This is a genomic window from Cytobacillus sp. IB215665 (assembly GCF_033963835.1).
Taxonomy (GTDB): domain Bacteria; phylum Bacillota; class Bacilli; order Bacillales; family SM2101; genus Nanhaiella.
Window position 1 is genome coordinate 1 of the sequence record NZ_JAXBME010000009.1, and the last position, 21,616, is coordinate 21,616.

At 36.4% G+C, this 21,616-nt stretch carries 19 protein-coding genes and 1 riboswitch; of the genes, 1 reads left to right on the top strand and 18 read right to left on the bottom strand.

Going from position 1 to position 21,616, the window contains the following annotated elements:
- Positions 1-669 precede the first annotated feature (669 nt).
- Positions 670-1,008, top strand: coding sequence for a hypothetical protein (locus tag SLH52_RS12260; protein WP_320209565.1), 339 nt, complete (start codon positions 670-672; stop codon positions 1,006-1,008).
- Between the two features lie 124 nt (positions 1,009-1,132).
- Here the strand turns inward: SLH52_RS12260 and SLH52_RS12265 are convergent, their stop codons facing one another.
- From SLH52_RS12265 to SLH52_RS12350, 18 genes are all read right to left on the bottom strand, one after another.
- Complete coding sequence (locus tag SLH52_RS12265) at positions 1,133-1,978, bottom strand: DUF72 domain-containing protein (protein WP_320209566.1); 846 nt, start codon at positions 1,976-1,978, stop codon at positions 1,133-1,135.
- An 85-nt stretch (positions 1,979-2,063) separates the two neighbouring features.
- Positions 2,064-3,461: a Fe-S cluster assembly protein SufB gene (gene sufB / locus SLH52_RS12270; RefSeq protein WP_320209567.1), complete on the bottom strand. Its 1,398-nt coding sequence runs from the start codon at positions 3,459-3,461 to the stop codon at positions 2,064-2,066.
- Between the two features lie 67 nt (positions 3,462-3,528).
- A complete protein-coding gene (gene sufU / locus SLH52_RS12275; RefSeq protein WP_320209568.1) occupies positions 3,529-3,966 on the bottom strand; it encodes a Fe-S cluster assembly sulfur transfer protein SufU in 438 nt (145 codons plus the stop codon).
- Positions 3,956-5,176, bottom strand: a complete 1,221-nt coding sequence (locus SLH52_RS12280) for a cysteine desulfurase (RefSeq protein ID WP_320209569.1) — start codon at positions 5,174-5,176, stop codon at positions 3,956-3,958. Before SLH52_RS12280 ends, sufU begins: the two co-directional genes overlap by 11 nt.
- Entirely contained in the window at positions 5,176-6,489 is a 1,314-nt protein-coding gene (gene sufD / locus SLH52_RS12285; protein WP_320209570.1) for a Fe-S cluster assembly protein SufD, read from the bottom strand. The genes SLH52_RS12280 and sufD overlap by 1 nt, the downstream gene beginning before the upstream one ends.
- 17 nt (positions 6,490-6,506) lie before the next feature.
- Positions 6,507-7,292 (bottom strand): Fe-S cluster assembly ATPase SufC, encoded by a 786-nt coding sequence (gene sufC / locus SLH52_RS12290; protein WP_320209571.1) that lies wholly within the window; start codon positions 7,290-7,292, stop codon positions 6,507-6,509.
- A gap of 298 nt (positions 7,293-7,590) precedes the next feature.
- Positions 7,591-8,445, bottom strand: a complete 855-nt coding sequence (locus SLH52_RS12295; RefSeq protein WP_320209572.1) for a MetQ/NlpA family ABC transporter substrate-binding protein — start codon at positions 8,443-8,445, stop codon at positions 7,591-7,593.
- A 12-nt stretch (positions 8,446-8,457) separates the two neighbouring features.
- The gene (locus tag SLH52_RS12300; RefSeq protein WP_320209573.1) at positions 8,458-9,126 is read right to left on the bottom strand and encodes a methionine ABC transporter permease; all 669 of its coding nucleotides are present in this window, start codon (positions 9,124-9,126) and stop codon (positions 8,458-8,460) included.
- Positions 9,119-10,144 carry a methionine ABC transporter ATP-binding protein gene (locus SLH52_RS12305; protein WP_320209574.1) on the bottom strand — a complete coding sequence of 342 codons (1,026 nt, stop codon included), beginning with the start codon at positions 10,142-10,144 and terminating at the stop codon, positions 9,119-9,121. The genes SLH52_RS12300 and SLH52_RS12305 overlap by 8 nt, the downstream gene beginning before the upstream one ends.
- A gap of 384 nt (positions 10,145-10,528) precedes the next feature.
- Positions 10,529-10,637: riboswitch (SAM riboswitch) on the bottom strand.
- A gap of 154 nt (positions 10,638-10,791) precedes the next feature.
- Positions 10,792-12,096 carry an O-acetylhomoserine aminocarboxypropyltransferase/cysteine synthase family protein gene (locus SLH52_RS12310; RefSeq protein WP_320209575.1) on the bottom strand — a complete coding sequence of 435 codons (1,305 nt, stop codon included), beginning with the start codon at positions 12,094-12,096 and terminating at the stop codon, positions 10,792-10,794.
- Entirely contained in the window at positions 12,089-12,466 is a 378-nt protein-coding gene (locus SLH52_RS12315; protein ID WP_320209576.1) for an SCP2 sterol-binding domain-containing protein, read from the bottom strand. Before SLH52_RS12315 ends, SLH52_RS12310 begins: the two co-directional genes overlap by 8 nt.
- A 680-nt stretch (positions 12,467-13,146) precedes the next feature.
- A complete protein-coding gene (locus SLH52_RS12320) occupies positions 13,147-13,452 on the bottom strand; it encodes a thioredoxin family protein (protein ID WP_320209577.1) in 306 nt (101 codons plus the stop codon).
- A 14-nt stretch (positions 13,453-13,466) separates the two neighbouring features.
- Entirely contained in the window at positions 13,467-13,814 is a 348-nt protein-coding gene (locus SLH52_RS12325; protein WP_320209578.1) for a toprim domain-containing protein, read from the bottom strand.
- A gap of 405 nt (positions 13,815-14,219) precedes the next feature.
- Positions 14,220-14,603 (bottom strand): glycine cleavage system protein GcvH, encoded by a 384-nt coding sequence (gene gcvH / locus SLH52_RS12330; protein ID WP_320209579.1) that lies wholly within the window; start codon positions 14,601-14,603, stop codon positions 14,220-14,222.
- Positions 14,604-14,686: 83 nt separating this feature from the next.
- Positions 14,687-15,040 (bottom strand): arsenate reductase family protein, encoded by a 354-nt coding sequence (locus SLH52_RS12335; protein ID WP_320209580.1) that lies wholly within the window; start codon positions 15,038-15,040, stop codon positions 14,687-14,689.
- Between the two features lie 746 nt (positions 15,041-15,786).
- Complete coding sequence (locus tag SLH52_RS12340) at positions 15,787-17,571, bottom strand: acyl-CoA dehydrogenase family protein (protein ID WP_320209581.1); 1,785 nt, start codon at positions 17,569-17,571, stop codon at positions 15,787-15,789.
- A 121-nt stretch (positions 17,572-17,692) separates the two neighbouring features.
- A complete protein-coding gene (locus tag SLH52_RS12345) occupies positions 17,693-18,868 on the bottom strand; it encodes an acetyl-CoA C-acetyltransferase (protein ID WP_320209582.1) in 1,176 nt (391 codons plus the stop codon).
- Positions 18,869-19,037: 169 nt separating this feature from the next.
- Positions 19,038-21,422 carry a 3-hydroxyacyl-CoA dehydrogenase/enoyl-CoA hydratase family protein gene (locus SLH52_RS12350; RefSeq protein WP_320209583.1) on the bottom strand — a complete coding sequence of 795 codons (2,385 nt, stop codon included), beginning with the start codon at positions 21,420-21,422 and terminating at the stop codon, positions 19,038-19,040.
- Positions 21,423-21,616: the final 194 nt, after the last annotated feature.

The window sequence follows — 21,616 nt, forward strand, 5'->3', positions numbered from 1 at the left end:
TCTTTTCTTTTTATACAGCGTAGATATTCTCACAAAACCTCTTGTAGCTGTGATTTGGTAATGTTTGCACTGCTTAGTTTTCGAAAAGAGCCTTACGCAAAGTTGTTTTCGCTTCTATATGCTGTTTATCGTACTAGGTAATTAAACACGTATTTAAATATATGTCGTGGCATCTTTTCTTTTTATACAGCGTAGATATTCTCACAAAACCTCTTGTAGCTGTGATTTGGTAATGTTTCACTACTTAGTTTTCGAAAAGAGCCTTACGCAAAGTTGTTTTCGCTTCTATATGTTGTTTATCGTACTGAGTAGCATACATACACGTACTTAAATATATGTCGTGGCATCTTTTCTTTTTGTATAACGTAGATATTCTCACGAAACCTCTTGTAGCTGTAAATTTTGTGATGATTGCACAACTTAGTTTTCGAAAAGAGCTTTATAAGCTCCTTGCGCTTCTATTGTTGTTTGTCGTACTAAGTAATAAAACATGTACACAATCACAAGTCGTGGCATCTTTTTTTATTCACTCTTATTTTTGCAGCATTGAACTTATTTTTTAAAAAAGATCCCTACATTTAGCAATTGTAAATATTATTTTGTGAATGAAACGGTACAAGCATGAATATGAATAGAAGCATAACGACTGATATAAGAGGAGGAATATGAATGAAGAAGGGGATATTGGTACTGTTCGGCATATTGTTTACCGTGAGTGGATGTAGCCAAGCTGCTTCTTATGACCTATGTGGTTATGGATCTATGTTTTCGTTAGATGGAGATGGCTTTTTACTTGCCGAACCATCAGCAACAGTCTCGTATACAATTAATGAAAAAGTAGGTGCAATTGAGAAACAAATCGAGGAAGAGTACCACCCTGTTAATCACTTGGTTTCTAATCATCTAAAAGAAGGAACAGTCATTTATTCTGTCATGGAAGACCCCACTCTTATGATTGCAAAAATCAATAACGATGAGTATGCCTTATTCGAGAAAATTGATGAATGAATTGGGATAGAGAACATTACCCATGAAAGTAAAAATGACCTTCATGGGTAATTTTCATGGTGCTAGTCTATTTCACCATTCTGAAAGCTACGTTATCTGTATATATGGTTGTTGAACTCAGCTTCTAAAATAAACCCAGCTGTTTTGATGCTAAACCATTATATTGTATCTCTAACATTGAGATTAACTGCTTGGCGTTGTCAGCTGCGTCTCCACCAGAATTATTATTAAACAATACATATATATTTTCAGAATTCTGCTTCAGTTGATGAAGGTTTTTTATCCACTGCTTCAGCTCTACATCATTATATCGGTATAAATATCTAATTTCTCGCCAGTTACTAGAACTAGGTTTATTCCATCCATGGACATTACGGCCATGAAAACGGACGAGTGTTTTTTGCTCATTTGTTGTATTAAGGATCGTTGGAATTGAACCTTCTCCTGCTTGGGGTTCGTCACATATACTATGTATCCAACCTTCTTGAATCATAAACTGGATCGTTTTATGTCGGTAATGATCAACAAACCATGATTGATGCCTAAATTCAAGGGCATACGGAATCTCCTGCATCCTTTCACGACAATAACGTAAATATTCAACATGCTCCTTTTTACAATCAAACCAAGGCGGAAATTGAAATAGTACCATAGCAAGTTTTTTTCTTTCTATTAAAGGTATCAATGATTCTTTAAAGTCATTAAACATCTCTTCTATATTATTAAATGGTACTTTCCCTCGTAAATGCCTGGTCATCCCTTGATATGCTTTAACAATAAATTGAAAGGAATTCGGTGTTTCACTTGCCCACTTCTCCATATTATGTAGTGGTTGAATAGCATAAAAGGACGCATCTAACTCTACGATTGGAAAATGAGCACTATAATGATGTAGCTTATCACGTGAGGAAGCTTTGTTTGGATATAAACTATCGTGATCACCCCAGCCTGTAAGACCGATGTAAATCATAATAACCTCCTAAATGTAACGATGTACAACACATATTAAGAAAAGAACCCACAAAATAAATGTGAGTTCTTTAACGATTATAAAATTATCCGATTGAACCTTCCATTTCAAATTTGATCAGTCGGTTCATTTCAACAGCGTATTCCATTGGGAGTTCTTTAGTAAATGGTTCGATAAAGCCCATTACGATCATTTCTGTTGCTTCTTGCTCAGAAATACCACGACTCATCAAATAGAATAACTGTTCTTCAGACACTTTTGAAACCTTCGCTTCGTGCTCTAACGATATATTATCATTTAAAATCTCGTTATATGGAATTGTATCTGAAGTAGATTTATTATCCATAATTAACGTATCACATTCGATGTTAGATCTTGATCCTTCTGCTTTACGACCAAAATGGACAATTCCACGATAAGTTACTTTTCCACCTTGCTTTGAGATCGATTTAGATACAATCGTTGACGATGTGTTAGGTGCAAGGTGAATCATTTTCGCTCCAGCATCTTGATGCTGTCCTTTACCAGCGATAGCAATCGATAATGTCATCCCTCTTGCGCCTGCACCTTTCAAAATAACTGCTGGGTATTTCATTGTTAGCTTCGAACCGATGTTACCATCAATCCATTCCATCGTAGCATTTTCTTCACATACCGCACGCTTTGTTACGAGATTAAAGACATTATTTGCCCAGTTCTGAATCGTCGTATAACGACAATACGCATCTTTCTTTATAATAATTTCTACGACAGCACTGTGCAATGAATTTGTTGTATAAACTGGTGCCGTACAACCTTCTACATAATGAACGTGTGCACCTTCATCAACAATGATAAGTGTACGTTCAAACTGTCCCATATTTTCAGAATTGATTCTGAAATATGCTTGTAATGGTGTATCTACCTTAACTCCAGGTGGAACATAAATAAACGATCCGCCTGACCATACTGCAGAGTTTAATGCAGCGAATTTATTATCAGTTGGTGGAATGACTTTTCCCCAATGCTCTTTGAAGATATCTTCATTTTCTTTTAGAGCAGAATCAGTATCTTTGAAAACAATTCCAAGTTCTTCAAGGTCTTCCTTCATATTATGATAAACGACTTCAGATTCATACTGCGCAGATACTCCAGCTAAATATTTTTGTTCTGCTTCAGGAATACCTAGTTTATCAAAAGTAGTTTTAATTTCGTCAGGAACTTCATCCCAAGATTTCTCAGATTTTTCAGACGGCTTCACATAATAAGTAATGTCATCAAAATTCAAGCTCGCTAAATCTCCACCCCATTGTGGCATCGCTTGATTATAAAAATGCTCTAGCGACTTCAAACGAAAGTCGAGCATCCATTGTGGTTCTTCCTTCATGCGAGAAATTTCTTCAACAATCTCTTTTGTTAAACCTCGTTTTGAACGGAAAATCGACACATCTTTATCCGCAAAACCATATTTATAATCACCTATTTCAGGCATTTTTTTTGCCATTGATCGCAGCCTCCTTTAACTAAATGTTCATCAGATGAGAAAGTTGGACATTTTCACGTCCTCACAGTTACTCTTTCCCTTGTAAACCTTTCTCCATAGCCTTCCATGCAAGTGTTGCACATTTTATTCTCGCTGGAAATTTTGAAACTCCTTGTAAAGCTTCAATATCACCTAAATCGATATCTTCGTCATAATCTTTGCCCTGCATCATATCTGAGAAGATTTTTGAAAGTTCCATAGCTTTTGAAATTGGCTGCCCTTTTATCGCTTGCGTCATCATTGACGCAGACGACATTGAAATTGAACAGCCATCCCCTTCAAATTTTGCATCAACAACTTTTCCATCTTCTACTTTCATCGTTAAATGGATCCGGTCACCACATGTTGGATTATTCATATCCACCGTTACGCTATCTTCTTCAATAGCACCTCGATTACGTGGTTTTTTGTAATGATCCATAATCACTTGACGGTATAGCTGGTCAAGATTGGCATTAAAAGACATTGCTAAAGTACTCCTTTGTTTTAATTAATGAAGAAACAAAACGATCTACATCCTCTTCATTATTATATATATAGAAGCTAGCACGTGCAGTAGCCGAAACATTCAACCATTTCATTAATGGCTGAGCACAATGGTGTCCAGCCCTTACTGCAATTCCATCAGCATCTAATACCGTTGCTACATCATGGGGATGTACATCATCAACATTAAACGTAACTAATCCAGCTCGTTTGCTTGGTCCATATATAGTACATCCATCGACCTCCGATAGTCTGTGTAAAGCATATTGAGCTAATGTATGTTCATGTGCTTCAATCTTATCTAGTCCAATTTCTTCAAGAAAATCGATCGCTGCTCCAAAACCAATTGCACCTGCAATAATCGGTGTTCCACCTTCAAACTTCCAAGGAAGCTCTTTCCAAGTCGATTCATATAAGTCAACGAAATCAATCATTTCTCCACCGAACTCAACTGGTTCCATATGTTCAAGTATATGTTTTTTTCCGTATAATACACCTACTCCTGTCGGTCCACACATTTTATGAGCAGAAAAGGCGTAGAAGTCACAGTCTAAGTCTTGGACATCTACTTTCATATGCGGAGTACTTTGGGCTCCGTCAACAACCATAACAGCACCGTGCTTATGAGCAATTTTCGTAATTTCTTTAATAGGGTTTATTGTACCTAACACGTTGGAAACGTATACCATCGATACAATCTTCGTGTTATCTGTTATTGTATTTTCTACATCCTCTAAGGAGATTGTGCCGTCTTCCTGTAACGGTAAGTATTTCAAAGTCGCTCCAGTTGCTTTTGCAAGCTGTTGCCAAGGAATAATATTACTATGGTGCTCCATGTAGGTAATGACAATTTCATCACCTTCTGCAAGGTTGGCACGCCCATAACTAGCTGCAACTGTATTAAGTGCAGTAGTTGTACCACGTGTAAAGATCACTTCCTCAGTGCTTTTTGCATTAATAAATTTTCGAACCTTTTCCCGCGCGCCTTCATAGCCATCTGTAGCCTTTGTACCTAAAGTATGAACACCACGGTGCACGTTAGAATTGTACTGGCGATAATATTGATCAAGTGCTTCAATAACAGATGTTGGTTTCTGTGAAGTCGCAGCGCTGTCCAGATAAACTAAGCTGTTTCCATTAACCTCTTGGTTTAGAATTGGGAACATATCACGAATATCTTGGATATTCATTATTTTACTTTCCTTTCGATTACCTCAACTAACTGTGCTTTAACCGAATCAATTGGAAGCTCGTTAACAACAGGTGCTAAAAAGCCATGAATAACAAGACGTTCCGCTTCTTCCTTCGGCAACCCACGACTCATTAAATAATATAGTTGAATTGGATCAACTCGACCAACAGATGCAGCGTGTCCAGCTGTTACATCATCTTCATCAATTAATAGAATCGGGTTTGCATCTCCGCGTGCTTTTTCACTAAGCATAAGAACGCGTGATTCTTGTTCTGCATTAGATTTTGAAGCCCCATGTTCAATCTTTCCAATACCATTAAAGATAGAGGAAGCTGCCTCTTTCATAACACCATGCTTTAAAATATAGCCTTCAGAATGCTTCCCATGGTGCACAACACTCGTTGTGAAATTTTGAGTCTGCTCACCGCGGCCAACAACCACAGTTTTAGTATCCCCGTAAGATCCATCACCAATAAGATGGGTAATATTTTCCGATACCGTATCTCCGTCGTTCATAAGTCCTAATGCCCACTCAATTTTCGCATCTCGACCAGCTACTCCACGGCGATTTACGTAAGTCGTAACACCTTGTGCAAGAGTATCAACAGCACCGTAAGTTACTTTGGCATTTGTGTTAGCAAACACTTCCGTAATAATATTTACAACTCCGTCATTAACCTCCGTAGTTGAAATATAGTTTTCTACATAAGTGACTGAGCTATTATCATCAGCAACAATAATCACATGGTTCATTAATGTAGCGTCTGCATCATCGTGAACATATACAGCCTGTATTGGTGTATCAACTTCTACATTTTTTGGAACGTAAACGAATACTCCTCCGTTCATTAAAGCTCCATGTAATGCTGTTAGTCGATGCTCATCAATCTTTACCCCATCGTTCATAAAATACTTCTGCAATAGATCACTATGCTCACGTGCTGCAGTATGGATATCAGCTAATATAACACCCTTTGCTGTTAAATCTTGTGGTAGCGTTAAAAATGCAGCTGTATTATTACGTTGAATATAAAGGCTTTTATCATCTTTTTCACTTTCAATGAGTGCCTTTACCTCACTTGAAAGTTCGTCTAACGATGTATATTTTTCGCTATTTACTAGGTGGTTCTTAAAATTAGTAAAATTCCATTTATCTATTTTAGTTTTATCAGGTTTCGGTAGAGGTAACTCTTCATATTTCGCAAGAGCTTGTAGGCGGAGATCTAGTAACCATTCAGGTTCACCTAGATCTTTTGACAAACCTCTAACATAATCCTGATCGAATGAATGTTTCGTATCAATTGTTGACATGTCCATCCTCCTAACGCTTACGCTTCTTGGCCTACTGTTTCATCTTCAATTCCAAGCTCATTTTTAATCCAGTCATAGCCTTCTGCTTCAAGACGTTGAGCTAGCTCAGGACCACCTGATTTAACAACACGGCCTTGCATCATTACATGTACTTTGTCTGGAGTAATATAGTTTAATAGACGTTGATAGTGAGTAATAATTAAACAACCGAACTCAGAACTTCTCAACTCATTAATACCTTTGGAAACCACTTTTAACGCATCGATATCTAAACCTGAGTCAATTTCATCTAAAATTGCAATCTTTGGCTCAAGCATCATTAATTGCAAAATTTCATTTCGTTTTTTCTCACCGCCTGAGAAACCTTCATTTAAGTAACGTTGTGCCATATCTGGGTCCATTTCTAAGAAGTCCATTTGCTTATCCATTTTACGAATAAACTTCATTAATGAGATTTCATCGCCTTCTTCACGACGAGAATTAATAGATGAACGTAAAAAATCAGCGTTTGTTACACCACTAATTTCACTTGGATATTGCATAGCAAGGAATAGACCAGCACGCGCACGCTCATCTACTTCCATTTCCAGCACATCTTCACCGTCCAGTGTTATGCTACCTTGCGTTACTTCATATTTTGGATGACCCATGATTGCTGCAGATAAGGTTGATTTACCTGTACCATTAGGTCCCATAATCGCGTGAATTTCTCCACCTTTTATGTCAAGGTCTACCCCTTTTAGAATTTCTTTACCGTCAATAGAAACATGAAGATCTCTAATTGTTAATGTTGATGCTGCCATTACTATACCTCCAATTTATCTTCTATACTATTTGTTAAAATACTTTCATTCTCATTTTATTCTCATTACAATCTTATAACAAATGAAAAGTATTAGCAACCATTTAACACCATAGCTATACTTTTTAAATAAAAAAGTTTAAAAAGTATTTTCTTTCATTATATGTAGATAAGTAAAGATTGTCTTCGACATATATTGTTTGCATAAAAAACAAAAAACATCCAAAATACACATCAAACTCATTATACGATAATAAGAAGAAAAAACCAGTGAAATCACTGGTTTTTCTTCTTATTTCTTATTCTGAAACAGGGACAACTGCTCCTTCAAATTCTTCAATAATATAATTTTGGATTTCTTCTGAGCGCAAAGCGTTAACTAATTCGACAATTTCCTTATTTTTTTCATCACCACTACGCACAGCAATAATATTTACATAAGGAGAATCAGCGCCTTCAATTGCAATAGCATCATCTAACGGATTTAATCCAGCATCAATCGCATAGTTTGTATTGATTAAAATAGCATCACCTTCGTCATTATTATAAAACTCAGGTAATAAAGCAGCGTCGATTTCAGCTTCAAATTTAAGATTTTTTGGATTTTCTACAATATCATCAAGTGTTGCTTCTACTTTTTCAACGTCATCTGCTAACTTAATTAAGCCCTGTGATTCTAGCATTGTTAAAATACGCCCATGATCAGCCACTGAGTTACTCATAATAATTACAGCACCTTCTGGTAATTCATCTAAGCTGCTATATTTTTGTGAATATACTCCGATTGGTTCAATATGAATACCACCTGCATTCACGAAATCATAGCCTACATCAGCCATTTGCGATTCTAAATATGGTATATGTTGAAAATAGTTAGCATCAAGGTCACCACTATCTAAATCTTCATTCGGCAAAATATAATCTTGATATGTTTCTATAACTAAATCAATTCCCTTGTCAGCTAATATCGGTTGTACTTGTTCTAAAATCTCCGCATGCGGTACATTCGAAGCTCCAACTACTAATTGCTTGTTCTCTTCTGAAGCTTGATTCGTTTGACTCTTTTCTGATGAACTTTCTTTTTCACTCGTTCCACATGCTGCCAAAGCAAAAACTACGAGTAATGTACTTACGATTGCAAATATTTTTTTCATGATGATCTTCTCCTATCTTTTGTCTATTTTTGATGTTATAAAATCTCCAATGTATTGGAGGATAAACACTATAATAAGAATAAAAATGGTTGCTACAACAACAACATCGGTATGACGGCGAGAAAAACCTTCTAAATAAGCCAAATTCCCAAGGCCCCCCGCACCGATAATTCCAGCCATGGCAGTATAACCAACTAGAGCAATTGCTGTCACTGTAATTCCTGATATGAGTGCAGGAAGTGCTTCAGGTAGCAGCACCTTGAAAACGATTGTTCTTGTTTTCGCCCCCATAGACCGTGCCGCCTCAATAACACCTTTATCAATCTCTCGCAATGCAATTTCTACCATTCTTGCGTAGAAAGGTGCTGCTCCAATTACGAGAGCAGGTAAAGCGGCATTTGCTCCTCTAATTGTCCCAAGCATGAATTTTGTTAACGGAATTAATAAAATGATTAAAATAATGAATGGTATAGAACGAAAAATGTTTACAAAACTGCTGATGATTGTATTAACCAACTTATGTTCCAATAGGTTGTCCTTCGATGTTAAAAAAAGTAAGAGCCCTAATATAACACCAAAAACAAATGTTGCAATCACCGATGTCACAGTCATATATAAAGTTTCAAATGTTGCTTCCGACATTTTTTCCCAATTAACATTTACAAATAGTTGACTAACCATGCTGTATCACCTCCACTGCCACATGTTTTTCCTTTATATATGTGATCGAGCGGTTTATCTCTTCATCGGTTCCTGTCATATGAATAAACAATGTGCCATATGCACCGTGCTGTGTATGCGAGATCTTTCCTTGTATAATATTGATGCCAATTTTAAACTGGCGGATTAATTCTGCTATTAAAGGTTGTTCAGCATCATCCCCAACAAACAACAGCTTAATAACTTTACCTTCAGGGTAGCTTTCTAAAATATGCTCAATTGTTTCTGTCGCTTCTTCTGGTTCTGTAATTTGCTTAACAAACTTCTTAGTTATTGGAGCTTTCGGTTGCTGAAACACCGATAAAACTTCACCTTGTTCAACAATGCTGCCATTTTCCATTACAGCTACACGATGACATATTTTACGAATCACATGCATTTCATGAGTAATTAACACAATTGTGAGACCTAGCTTTTTATTAATATCCACAAGCAACTCAAGAATCGAGTCTGTTGTTTGTGGATCAAGTGCTGAGGTTGCTTCATCACATAATAATACCTTCGGGCGATTTGCTAAAGCACGAGCTATTCCAACTCGCTGCTTTTGGCCACCACTTAGTTGTGAAGGATACGCATTTTCTCTTCCCCCCAACCCTACTAGCTTGATTAGCTCATCCACCCTCTTCAATCGTTCTTTTTTTCGAATGCCAGCAATTTCTAATGGAAAGGATATATTCTCCCGTACAGTTCTTGACCAAAGCAAATTAAAATGCTGAAAGATCATACTAATTTCTTGTCGTGATTTACGTAACTCATCCCCTTTAATAGAGGTCATTTCATAATTATTGATCGTAATTGTTCCTTCTGTTGCTGCTTCAAGCTGGTTTAACAAACGAATGAGTGTACTTTTTCCTGCACCACTGTAACCAATAATGCCAAATATTTCACCCTTAGCAATATTCAAATTGACATTATCTACAGCAACTACTTCTCCTTCTTGAGATTGATATACTTTTTTTACCCCAGATAGTTTTATCAAAAGGCTCACCTACTTCCTTAATCATATTATTCATATATGTTTAGTATGTTTTATGTTGCAAACTAAACGATCTTCCATATTTTTGTTAGTATGGAGATATTAGCTCTTCTAGCAGCTAGACAATCGTTTTATCCATTATCATTGTTTTTTATAAAAGGCTCTTTTCGTATACTTTGTTAACTTCTTCATACGAAGAACAACAACAATCATTATGAAGACAGCATGTGTAAAAGATAAGATATTACGAATACAAAATGAATATATGTTTATATTTTTGTACGAACAGCAACATTTAATGCGTAATCAACCTAATAGAAAAGCTTAACAACAAAATTAAAAAGCCTTTCCGCACATGTGAGCAGAAAGGCTTAATTATATTCCTTTCTCTCATCTATCGAAGCATACGCTTCGTGTGAATTGGCACCATTTCAACTTCACCGTTGATGGTTGCCGGGCTTCATAGGGCACATCCCTCCACCTCTCTTGATAAGAGTATATATCAATGTTTTTTTATTCATTTTTATAATTACATTTCAAAATTAATCTCTTTTAAAAAGTACAATTGTGATTCTATCACGCTCATTTATATGTGTCAATGAATATCTTTATGGAATTTACAGCCAAAACACAAATCGATTCACCCTATATTATTTGCTTGAAGTTAGTCCTGTCGCAGTTTCTATTGCTTGCTCTAAGTCTTCTAATAGGTCGTCAATATTCTCAATTCCAACTGACAACCTTATTAAATCTTCTGTTACACCTGAAGATTTTAAGCCCTCGCTACTTAATTGTTGATGTGTTGTACTTGCCGGATGGATAATCAAGCTTTTAGCGTCACCTACGTTTGCTACATGCGACCATAGTTTCACATGATTAATTACTTTAGCACCTGCTTCTCTCCCTCCTTTTATGCCGAACACGACGATGGACCCACTACCTTTTGGTAAATATTTTTTAGCAAGTTCTTTTGCAGGATGATCTTTATGATCAGGATACAAAACCCACTCTACAGCCGGGTGTTTCGCTAAATATTCAACGACTTTCATAGCATTATTAACATGCTCTTTCATCCGTACATGTAATGTCTCTAGGCCAAGGTTAAATTGATAAGCATTAAACGGACTTAATGAGGCACCTAAATCTCTTAATAATTGCACCCTAGCTTTGACGATATATGCACTTTCTCCAAGTGCTTCTGCATATATAAGATTATTATAGCTTGGGTCAGGGGTAATAAAGTCTGGAAACTTCTCAGAATTCCAATTGAATTTGCCTCCATCAACGATTATTCCACCTAAAGTCGTTCCATTTCCTAAAAGCCACTTAGTAGCAGAATGAATGACAATGTCAGCACCAAAGTCAATCGGTCTACATAGATAAGGAGTAGCAAATGTATTATCAATGATTAGCGGAATTCCAGCTTCGTGAGCTATTGAAGCAACCTTCTCAATATCCAATACGTGTAAGCTTGGATTACCAATTGTTTCAGCAAATATCGCTTTTGTTTTCGAAGAAATTGCCTTTGCAAAATTTTCAGGTTTGGAAGGGTCAACGAAGTGAGTAGTTATACCATATTTCGGCAATGTATTAGCTAATAGATTATACGTTCCACCATATAAAGTAGATGCAGCAACAATTTCATCATTTGCTCCTGCTAGATTAAGAATTGCAGTCGTTATAGCAGCCATTCCACTTGATAATGCTAACCCACCAATTCCACCTTCTAACAATGCTACTCTTTCTTCTAAAACAGTTACAGTAGGGTTGTGTATTCTTGAGTATATATATCCTTCTTCTTGGAGTGAGAACAGATTAGCTGCATGGCTCGTATCCTTGAATCTGAATGCATTTGATTGATAGATTGGTACTGCTCTTGCACCAGTCACTGGATCAGCTTCTAATCCTCCATGGACACTCAATGTTTCTAAACGATAATCTTTCTCATTATGCATTTTTTTCTTCCCCTTCTCCTTTAATATTTAATGCAAATAAAGATTCTAGTAAAAGAATGTATCTGAATTTCCCTTGGCAAATAATACTTTGTCGACTTATCAATTTTTGCAACTTTTCTTTACCAGATAACAATTCGTAATACTGCTGGGGTTCAGCACCTAATGAAACGTCTGCATGACTTTGTTGCCATTTGCTCAACTCCATTCCCCGTGCTGTTAACACAACTTGGACTTTCTCTTTATTACATTCAAAATTAACAATGATTGCATGGTTAGGTAGGAGTAGGTTTAAGTGTGAATTTTGAACGAACCTATTATTAAACTCGTTAAGAAGTATATTAAGTTCCATACATTCAGTTACGATAAACATATGACCTGTTGCTCTACATGTGTATAGGAGTGCTTCACCGACTCATACAACCTATTACAAACAACAAGTAATATATTTTCGATAACATCTCCCTCCCCTCGTTCCTTTGGATTATAAGAAAATGTGCAAATGTTGAGACAACCTCCTAGAAGCGTCGGAACCATTCCAAATAAAGGAGATTATTCAATTTAGTTAACGTGTTAATTATCTAAATTGAATAGGCTCTTTAGCCGGATAGCCAAAAGAGTCAAAGGCTTTTACATCCTATATCAACTGAACCTTAGGTCACTTTTGCTCTTCTAGATACGTGAAACAGCTCGTAACACTAAACATCTTGTAAACGCTTAAGGCTAACAAAATATTTTTATTATTTTAAAAATTTCGATATTTTAAGGCAAACTCCTTCAAGAAATTAAAAGTAATGCCGAGCTACCTCTTTCTGTGCGCTCACTCCCTTGATGAGCTTCGGATTTTCCACAACTGAATTAGTTTTTGTTGAAATTGCTGGAGGAGTATGGAAGCTGACCTAGATAAAAGGACTCTATCTTCCCTGACAAGCGATAGAGCCACCTGAGGTGTAATTTTCTGGGTAAGTGACCTCAAGGATATGGCTCTAAAGCCTGTAAATAAGAATAACCTTCTCACCACTATTACTATACTTCTTAAATAGAGAACAAATGTTAATCTAGGTCCTTTAAGTGCTTATATAATACGTCTACGGATTGAAAAGCATAGATACGCTTAATGACCATATTATTTTTAAATATGAGCAAGCACGGTACACTTTGAATTTCGTACCGTTCTGCCAGGTCAGGAACATAGTTTACGTCCACTTTACCAAACTCTATTAAAGGTACAATTTCTTTTACTACACCAAGCATTCGTTCTGCTAGTTGACATGTTCCACAAAGTGGCGTATAGAAATAAACTCCTTTTAAACCTGAAGCTTGTAAAACCTTATTTATTTGGTCTGTCCATTGCTGCATAATGCTTAAACCCCTTATAAGTATTGTCTTTTCACTTTAAAATTTGCACGAAATAAAACTGCTGCAATATGTTGTAACGGAGCAGCTGCAACTTCACGATACACTTTATCAATATAAATATGTTGCGCTTCAGGAAACTCTCTTTTAAATTGCTTACGGAGCTTGTTACCAGCTTCATCAGCATCAACAAGAACAAATACATCTTGATGAAATGTTGAATCAATAATTTCATCTAATTTAGTTACACTTAGCGTCCCATTTGTACAAATGATTTCTATTGGTTCATTTAAAACGTTTTCTACTTGTACTTTATCAGTTTTCCCCTCAACAATAATTACTTTATTAATCTCAATAATCGCCATCGACATCACCCTCGTTGAACAATTCATGAACTTAATAACTAATTTCACATTAGTAATTATATTATTCAAACTAAGAATCTACATGCAGTTTCTTTTCTTCTAAAAAAGATATAATGCATCTCACAAATAAAGTTTAAGAGATTTTTGTACAGTCTCTTTACATAACTTCGTTACAATTTTTACTAATAATGGACAGTATGATGATAGCTCAAAAATTGCAAATGCAAAAAGATGCCACAAATGCTAAATGTATAAGTGCTCATATCTTAACAAGACTAAAACAGCCTTATAAAAGAGTCTATTTATACGATAATCGCCATATTGTCTATGAAAAAACAGTGGAGTTATTACCCCACTGTTTCATAAAGCATTCCCAATATCGTACTTAATTTTGGTGAAGATGACTTAATCTTCCTTTGTCATTTCCTCATATTGTTCAGCTGACATTAAGCTTTCAACTTCACTCATATCTGCGGGCTTGACTACAACCATCCAAGCTTTTTCATATGGAGATTCGTTTACGAATTCAGGCGTATCGTTTAAGTCTTCATTAACTTCTAATACTTTGCCACTAATCGGAGCATATAACTCAGATACTGTTTTCACAGATTCAACACTACCAAATGGTTCATTGATTTCTAGTTCATCACCCGGTTCTGGTAATTCAACGAAAACAATATCTCCAAGCTCTGATTGAGCAAAATGAGTAATTCCTATGCGGACTTGATCTCCTTCAATACGTACCCACTCATGTTCTTCAGAATAACGCAATTCCTTCGGTGTATTCATTTCAACAATCCCTCCAACATTTATAATCATTTTATATATATTAAAAGATGACCGTTATAACAGTACCTTCTAATTACCAATGACTACCTCCAAGTGTCTTCAAATTGCTTTTCATTAAACCCTACCGTCACAGCACTTCCATTCGTTACGATAGGACGTTTGAGTAACATGCCATCACTTGCTAGAATATCTAATAATTCAGCCTCTGAAGCAGTTTTGACCTTATCCTTTAATCCAAGCTCACGATACTTTTTCCCACTCGTATTAAAGAACTTTTTTAGTTCTAATCCACTTTTATGATATAAATCTTCGATTGTTTCTTTCGAAGGGGGATTATCAACAATATGTAATTCTTCATAAGAAACATGATGTTCATCTAACCATTTTTTTGCTTTACGACATGTTCCACATTTAGGATACCAATAAAAAGATACCATATAATTTCACCACCCAACGACTTTTTTAGAGGGTTTGCAAACGAGAAACTTGGTCAAAATTCCCCTCTTCAAATGAATATTATCATATTTTTAATTAAATGCATAATCAAGAATTGACTTGTTATTACCTTCTCAGTTTTATTCGTCTTTTATTTTGTTATTCCTGCAATTCTTCTTGAGAAAATAATTCTTAATTTCGCAAGTAACTAGGCTATATTGGACAGCACAAATAATCCTTCATATTAAGACTTTTAGCTTAAAACATGTTGCTATTGTTTACAAATTATGAACTGCATGAAGAGATTGTATATCTGTTACTAACGTTAGTTATATTCTGTTTAGCCCTTATTAAGAAAAGCAACAATTTATGCGAAACAACCTTTATGTATGTAGAATCTTTTCGTAAACTTTGCTGTTAATATCACCAAACCTATAACATAAGAAATCGCTTGATATATTTTTAGCCTGCCTTTTACAAAAGAAAAGATGCCACGAACGTTAGCTATCTTCTGTTTAACCCTTATTACGAAAAGCAACAACCCTTACGAAAATACCCTTCATGGAAGCACTTTTCATAAACTTTGTTGCCATAGTTACGATTTAAACGATGTATATCACTTCCTTGCTACACTAAAAAGAAGAGAAGACGCCAGGTGTAAGTATCTTAGTATATAAATATAGCCGTTTAAAAAAAGCTCCTATATTTCAGGAGCTTTTTTCAAGTAAAGGCAAACAGTTCTATGTTTTTAAACTGTATAGCGTTCTGCTTCAATTAGTACTGCTGCAGCTTCACGCTTTTTAGCAATTACGTTAATCGGAGTATAACGAGTGAACTTGCGTAGTGATGATAACATCATGCGAAGTGTATCACCTTGCTCTGTTGCAACAAGTGTTTCTTTTGCATGTGCTTCGATTTCGTTAAATGCTTCTTGGCAATAAATTTGTGTATATAAAAGTTTTTGGTTGTTTTTCTCTAGCCCAGTTTTGTTGATTGCTTTTTCTGTACGTAAGACAGCTGATTCCATTGCATATAAGTTGTTGACAATATCTGCAATATTCATTAGAATTTCTTGTTCTTTTTCAAGCTTTGGACCAAACTTTTGTGCAGCTAAACCAGCTACCATGATGCCTATTTTCTTCGCATTTTTCACTAAATATTTTTCTTGCTCTAGTGGCTCATCACCAACCTCTTCAGGCATCATCATCATTAACTCTTCCTGTAAAGCTTGTGCTTTTTGTAAAAGTGGAAGCTCGCCTTTCATTGCTTTACGTAAAAATGTGCCTGGTACTAGTAAGCGATTGATTTCATTCGTTCCTTCGAAAATACGATTAATACGAGAATCTCTGTATGCTCTTTCTACTTCATATTCAGCCATGAAGCCGTATCCACCATGAATTTGAACTGCTTCGTCAGCAATGTAGTCAAGTGTTTCCGAACCCATCACTTTCCCAAGGGAACATTCAATCGCATATTCGCCAACTGCTTTCCCTACTTCTCTGCCGTCTTTAACTTGTTCTGGTGTAAGAGCACCCATACGATCTTCAAATAAACCAACTGTTCTATAGATAGAGCTTTCAGAAGCATATAATTTTGATGCCATCGTACCGAATTTTTCTTGCGTTAAAGAGAATTTAGATATTGGTGTTTTGAACTGTTGACGTTGGTTAGCATATTGAATTGATACGTCTAACCCACGTTTTGCTGCTCCTGTTGTCCCTAGTCCAAGCTTATAACGACCAATATTCAAAATGTTAAAGGCAATGACATGCCCTTTTCCAGCTTCACCTAAAAGATTTTCTTTTGGTACATGCACATCCTCTAAAATGAGTGTACGAGTTGAAGAGCATTTAATACCCATTTTCTTTTCTTCAGGACCAGTAGAAACACCCTCTAAATCACGATCAACGATAAATGCTGAGAAATGCTCGCCATCGATTTTTGCGTATACGACGAATACGTCAGCGAAACCAGCATTTGTAATCCACTGCTTTTCTCCATTTAACACATAATGTGTTCCTTCTGCATTGAGTTTAGCAGTAGTTTTTGCGCCTAATGCATCTGAACCACTACCAGGCTCTGTTAAAGCATATGCAGCAATCTTCGTACCTACCGCTAGGTCAGGTAAATACTTCTTCTTTTGTTCTTCGCTACCGAATAATACAATTGGTAACGAACCGATTCCAACATGAGCACCGAAAGTAACCGAAAAGCCACCAGCTCTTGACATCTTTTCTGTAATAAGTGCTGAACTAATTTTATCTAACTCAAGACCACCGTACTCCTCAGGAACATCTGCTCCTAATAGTCCAAGCTCACCCATTTGTTTTAATAGCTTAACCGAACGATCAAATTCATGGTTTTCAATATGATCTAGCTGTGGTACAACCTCATTGACAACAAAATCTTCTGTTGTTTTACCTATCATAATTTGTTCATCTGTATAATCCTCTGGTGTAAATACAGCATCTGAACTAATATCTTCAACTAAAAAGCTGCCACCCTTTACTAATTGTTTAGTTGTATCTGACATTTTAATTTCCTCCTATAAAATAATGTGTTGTTATTTATTCTATTGCAGTGCTAGTCATTCCCCTTTTGACTAACACTGCTTTATGATTCCGACCAAATACCCCCTATTTGTTCCGAACACTCTATACTAATTCAAATACCCCAGCAGCACCCATACCGCCACCAATACACATCGTCACAATCCCAAATTGTTCGTTACGGCGTTTCATTTCATGAATCAGAGATAACGTAAGTTTAGCTCCCGTACAACCAAGTGGATGCCCTAATGCAATTGCCCCACCATTCACGTTAACCTTTTCTTCATCTAAACCTAATTCACGAATAACTTGAATTGATTGTGAAGCAAACGCCTCATTTAATTCGAATAAGCCAATATCAGCTAATTCTAACCCAGCTAATTTTAATGCTTTAGGAACAGCTACTACCGGTCCAACTCCCATGATTTCTGGTGGTACTCCACCGACTGCAAATGAACGGAATTTAGCCATCGGCTTCAAGCCAGATGAATCAGCTTTTTCTCTATCCATCACCATCACCGCTGCTGCACCGTCACTCGTTTGCGAAGCATTACCAGCTGTTACAGATCCTGTGACAGAAAATGCTGGTCTAAGTTTCGCTAATCCTTCAACAGAGGAATCCGGGCGTACACCTTCATCTTGAGAAAATTGAATTCCTTTTTCTTGAACTTTATTGTCTTTACCTACTGAACGTATTGTTACGTCTACTGGTACGATTTCATCAGCAAACTTTCCTTCTGCAATTGCTTTCGCTGCTTTCTGATGGCTTCGCACAGCAAATGCATCCTGTTCTTCTCGCGTAATACCATATTTCATTGCAACTTGTTCAGCTGTATGACCCATGCCCATGTAATATTCTGGTGCACTCTCAGCAAGCTTAGCATTTGGACGAACAACATGCCCCATCATTGGTACTAAACTCATTGATTCTGCCCCACCAGCAATAACTGTATCTGCGTGACCAAGCATGATTTTTTCTGCACCGTAGGCAATCGTTTGTAAGCCAGATGAACAATATCTATTTACTGTAACTGCTGGAACTGTGTAAGGTAACCCAGCAAGCGCCCCAATATTTCTAGCCATATTTAATCCCTGTTCTGCCTCTGGCATTGCACAACCAATGATTAAATCATCTATATTACCTTCATAGTTACCTGCACGTTTTAATGTTTCCTTTACTGCAGCAGCCCCTAAATCATCAGGACGTACATCTTTTAGTGTCCCTTTTTTCGCTTTACCAACCGGTGTTCGAGCACCAGCAACAATAACAGCTTCTCTCACATCATTCCCCCGCTTTTCTCCGTATTTTTTCGAATAGGTGGAAGCATTTTTAGACGATGTTCAAAAACTATGCTTATTTAAGAAATACTCATCCACATAATTACCGCAAAACTGACATAGATGTTCTTTCCTAATCTTGCTCCAGCCTTTTTGAACATAGTAGTTATTATTAATTGCGTAACGGCTTACCTTTTACTAACATGTGTTGCATCCGTTGCTGTGTTTTCGGTTCTCCAATTAAGCTAACGAACGCTTCACGTTCTAAATCAAGTAAGTATTGCTCATCGACCTTCGTTCCAAATGGTACTTTACCACCCGCAATAACGTGTGACAGTTTTTTCGCAATTGTTAAGTCGTGATCGGAAATATATCCAGATAAATGCATATTTTGTGCTCCTAATAATAATGTTGCATAACCTGTTTCCCCAACGACTGGAACCTTCTCACGTTTAGGAGCTTGATAACCTTTATCATAAAGTGATATGACAGCTTGTTTTGCATCATGGATAAGATGATCTCCATTAAAGCTAATACCGTCTTGTTCTGATAAGAAATTATAGTTTCGAGCATCAGGTCCAGATGTTGACACTTTAGCCATTGCTATCGTTTCAAATACTTTATTTGCGACAGCTTGCAGATCAAAATCTACACCTTTTGGCATCGTTTTCAGATGGTTAATGTAAAGCTCTTTATTACCACCACCACCTGGAATTAAACCTACACCAACTTCTACTAAGCCCATATATGTTTCACTTGATGCTTGAATTTGACTTGTCGGTAAGCTAATTTCAGTACCCCCGCCTAATGTCATAGCAAATGGTGCGGCAACAACTGGCTTAGCACTATATTTCACATTCATCATTGCTTGTTGGAAATGACGTATTACCATTTCAATTTCAAAGAAATTGTCATCCTGTGCTTCCATAAGCATCATTGCAAGATTAGCTCCGACACAGAAGTTTTTACCTTGGTTTCCTATTACTAATCCTTTATAGTTACGATCAACTTCCTCAAGAGAATAATTAACCATTTGAATGATGTCCAATCCAATGGCATTATTCGGAGAATGGAACTCTAAAAGCGCTACATCATTACCAATATCTATTAAACTAGCACCACTATTTTTCTTTATAACTCCATTTTTCTCTTTTAAGCTCTTAAGATGAACAATTTTTTCGTTTTCCTTTAACAGCTTGTATTCATCTTTGTCTAAGTATGCTACCCCACCGTCCTCTTTTTTATAGAAGGATGTAATGCCGTTTGAAAGCATTTCTTCTATCCACGCTGGAATCTCTTTTCCTTCAGACTTCATTTTGTTTACTGATTTCTCTAAACCGATCGCATCCCACATTTCAAATGGACCGATTTCCCAACCAAAGCCCCATTTCATCGCTTTATCAATAGCAACGATATCATCTGCAATCTCACCTAATAGTTCAGCAGAATATAAGAGTGATGGGCTAATAATATTCCATAGTAGTGCTCCAGCTCTATCATCTGCATATACAAGCGCTTTCAATTTTTCAGGAAGCTTCTTTATTTGTTTGCTCATTTCGATAGATGGTGCTTTTAGCTTTGTTCTCGGCTCATACTCAAATGTTTCTGGATTTAATTGTAAAATCTCTTTCCCTTTTTTCAAGAAAAACCCTTGACCCGTTTTACTACCTAACCAACCTTTTTCAACCATCTTTTTCATAAATTCTGGCGTAACAAATACTTCTTTATCCTTACCTTCAACATTATCGTATACGTTTTTCGCAACGTGAACGAATGTATCTAAACCGACAACATCAAGCGTACGGAAAGTTGCACTTTTTGGTCTACCAATTAATGGACCGGTTACCGAGTCGACTTCCCCAGCGCTGTAGCCACCTTTTAACATTTCATTTACAGTGATGTGAAGCCCATAAGTTCCAATTCGATTAGCGATAAAATTAGGTGTATCCTTCGCTTCAACTACACCTTTTCCTAGTTTTTCTTCTCCATACTGCGTAATGAAAGATAAAACTTCAGGAGAAGTATCTTTTGTAGGTATAACCTCCAACAGTTTTAAATAACGTGGCGGGTTAAAGAAGTGTGTTCCAAGAAAGTGCTTTTTGAAATCATCGGAACGACCTTCTGCCATTGCTTCGATTGATATTCCAGAAGTATTAGAACTTACGATACTTCCTGGCTTTCTTACTTGTTCAATACGTTCAAATACTTGTTTCTTAATTTCTAAATTTTCTACAACAACTTCAATTATCCAATCACATTCAGAAAGCCTTTCCATGTCATCTTCCATGTTACCTGCTTCAATTAACACAATATCGTCCTTTGACATTAGCGGAGCTGGCTTTTGCTTTAACAGTTTTTTAATTGCTTGAGAGCTTAACCGATTTCTTACACTTTTATCTTCTAATGTTAGCCCCTTAGCTTTTTCATCTTCTGCTAACTCTCGAGGTACAATATCTAATAATATAGTGGGAACCCCAATATTAGCTAAGTGTGCTGCTATTCCAGAGCCCATTACACCTGAACCAAGAACAGCTGCTTTTTTAATATGTTGGACCATTCCATTTCTCCTCCTCTGACTCTTTGAATGAATACTCATTCATTTTACTGTCAAAAAAAATACTGCATACCTAGAATGAGTTCCTTTAATTATAAATATAAATGATTTTTCAAATTTTCGCAATATAGAAGCAATAAAATAGGTAATTTTTTTCAAAATACAACATTATTCTACAAGAAGATTAACAACGTTCT

Excerpts from the sequence above, each read along its gene's own strand:
- SLH52_RS12260 (WP_320209565.1), top strand. The coding sequence starts at position 670 with ATGAAGAAGGGGATATTGGTACTGTTCGGCATATTGTTTACCGTGAGT.
- SLH52_RS12265 (WP_320209566.1), bottom strand. The coding sequence starts at position 1,978 with ATGATTTACATCGGTCTTACAGGCTGGGGTGATCACGATAGTTTATAT.
- sufB (WP_320209567.1), bottom strand. The coding sequence starts at position 3,461 with ATGGCAAAAAAAATGCCTGAAATAGGTGATTATAAATATGGTTTTGCG.
- sufU (WP_320209568.1), bottom strand. The coding sequence starts at position 3,966 with ATGTCTTTTAATGCCAATCTTGACCAGCTATACCGTCAAGTGATTATG.
- SLH52_RS12280 (WP_320209569.1), bottom strand. The coding sequence starts at position 5,176 with ATGAATATCCAAGATATTCGTGATATGTTCCCAATTCTAAACCAAGAG.
- sufD (WP_320209570.1), bottom strand. The coding sequence starts at position 6,489 with ATGTCAACAATTGATACGAAACATTCATTCGATCAGGATTATGTTAGA.
- sufC (WP_320209571.1), bottom strand. The coding sequence starts at position 7,292 with ATGGCAGCATCAACATTAACAATTAGAGATCTTCATGTTTCTATTGAC.
- SLH52_RS12295 (WP_320209572.1), bottom strand. The coding sequence starts at position 8,445 with ATGAAAAAAATATTTGCAATCGTAAGTACATTACTCGTAGTTTTTGCT.
- SLH52_RS12300 (WP_320209573.1), bottom strand. The coding sequence starts at position 9,126 with ATGGTTAGTCAACTATTTGTAAATGTTAATTGGGAAAAAATGTCGGAA.
- SLH52_RS12310 (WP_320209575.1), bottom strand. The coding sequence starts at position 12,096 with ATGCATAATGAGAAAGATTATCGTTTAGAAACATTGAGTGTCCATGGA.
- SLH52_RS12315 (WP_320209576.1), bottom strand. The coding sequence starts at position 12,466 with ATGTTTATCGTAACTGAATGTATGGAACTTAATATACTTCTTAACGAG.
- SLH52_RS12320 (WP_320209577.1), bottom strand. The coding sequence starts at position 13,452 with ATGCAGCAATGGACAGACCAAATAAATAAGGTTTTACAAGCTTCAGGT.
- SLH52_RS12325 (WP_320209578.1), bottom strand. The coding sequence starts at position 13,814 with ATGGCGATTATTGAGATTAATAAAGTAATTATTGTTGAGGGGAAAACT.
- gcvH (WP_320209579.1), bottom strand. The coding sequence starts at position 14,603 with ATGAATACACCGAAGGAATTGCGTTATTCTGAAGAACATGAGTGGGTA.
- SLH52_RS12335 (WP_320209580.1), bottom strand. The coding sequence starts at position 15,040 with ATGGTATCTTTTTATTGGTATCCTAAATGTGGAACATGTCGTAAAGCA.
- SLH52_RS12340 (WP_320209581.1), bottom strand. The coding sequence starts at position 17,571 with ATGTCAGATACAACTAAACAATTAGTAAAGGGTGGCAGCTTTTTAGTT.
- SLH52_RS12350 (WP_320209583.1), bottom strand. The coding sequence starts at position 21,422 with ATGGTCCAACATATTAAAAAAGCAGCTGTTCTTGGTTCAGGTGTAATG.